Annotated in this window: 1 protein-coding gene and 1 pseudogene; both read left to right on the top strand. The window is 65.9% G+C overall.

Annotation, left to right across the window (positions count from 1 at the left end):
- A partial coding sequence (locus EOA60_RS34490) for an NADH-quinone oxidoreductase subunit N (RefSeq protein WP_164899834.1) occupies window positions 1–789 on the top strand: 789 nt, incomplete at its 5' end.
- Between the two features lie 4 nt (window positions 790–793).
- A pseudogene (locus EOA60_RS34485) lies at window positions 794–1,048 on the top strand (biotin--[acetyl-CoA-carboxylase] ligase); the annotation flags it as partial.

Here is a 1,048-nt window from a genome sequence, read left to right as displayed (position 1 = left end):
TTCAAGATCTCGGCGGTGCCGTTCCACATGTGGACGCCGGACGTCTATGAGGGCGCACCGACGCCGATCACCGCCTTCCTGGCCGCCGCCCCGAAGATGGCGGCGATGGCGCTGATCGTGCGCGTCACCATGGGCGCCTTCAAGCCGATCGCCGCCGACTGGCAGCAGATCGTCGTCTTCATCTCGATCGCCTCGATGGCGCTCGGCGCCTTCGCCGCGATCGGCCAGACCAACATCAAACGGCTGATGGCCTATTCCTCGATCGGCCATATGGGCTACGCGCTGGTCGGCCTTGCCGCGAACAGCCAGGCCGGCGTGCGCGGCGTGGCGATCTACATGCTGATCTATCTGGTGATGACGCTCGGCACCTTCGCCTTCATCCTCGCCATGCGGCGCAAGGAGGGCAATGTCGAGCAGATCGGCGATCTGGCGGGCCTCGCCTCGACCAATCCCATCATGGCCACCATCCTCACCATCCTGATGTTCTCGCTGGCCGGCATTCCGCCGCTCGCCGGCTTCTGGGGGAAATGGTACGTGTTCCTCGCCGCCATCAACGCGCATCTCTATGCCCTGGCGATCATCGGCGTGCTGGCTTCGGTGGTGGGCGCCTACTATTACCTGCGCATCATCAAGATCATGTGGTTCGACGAGCCTGTCGGCGGCTTTGTGCCGATGGCCAGCGAATTGCGCCTCGTGCTCGGCGTCAGCGGCGCCTTCGTGCTGTTCTATGTGCTGATCGGCGGGCCGATCGGCAGCTATGCCGAAGCCGCCGCCAAGACCTTCTTCTGACGGGATGGCATTTCGGCTGGCTCCAACCGCGGCGTCGGAGGGGTTCCGGCTCGAGGCCCATGACAGCGTCGGCTCGACCAACGCGCTGGCGCTGGAGCACGCGCGCGCGGGCGATCCGGGAAAACTCTGGGTCGTCTCGAAGAAGCAGGAAAGCGGACGCGGTCGGCGCGGCCGCGCCTGGGCGACGCCTGAAGGCAATCTGGCGGCGACGCTGCTTCTGGTTCCGAATGGCGAGCTGCGGCTCGCCGCGACGCTTGGC

This window comes from Mesorhizobium sp. M1A.F.Ca.IN.020.06.1.1 (genome assembly GCF_004023265.1).
In the GTDB taxonomy this organism is placed as follows: Bacteria; Pseudomonadota; Alphaproteobacteria; order Rhizobiales; family Rhizobiaceae; genus Mesorhizobium.
This window is presented reverse-complemented; position numbering and strand designations above follow the sequence as displayed.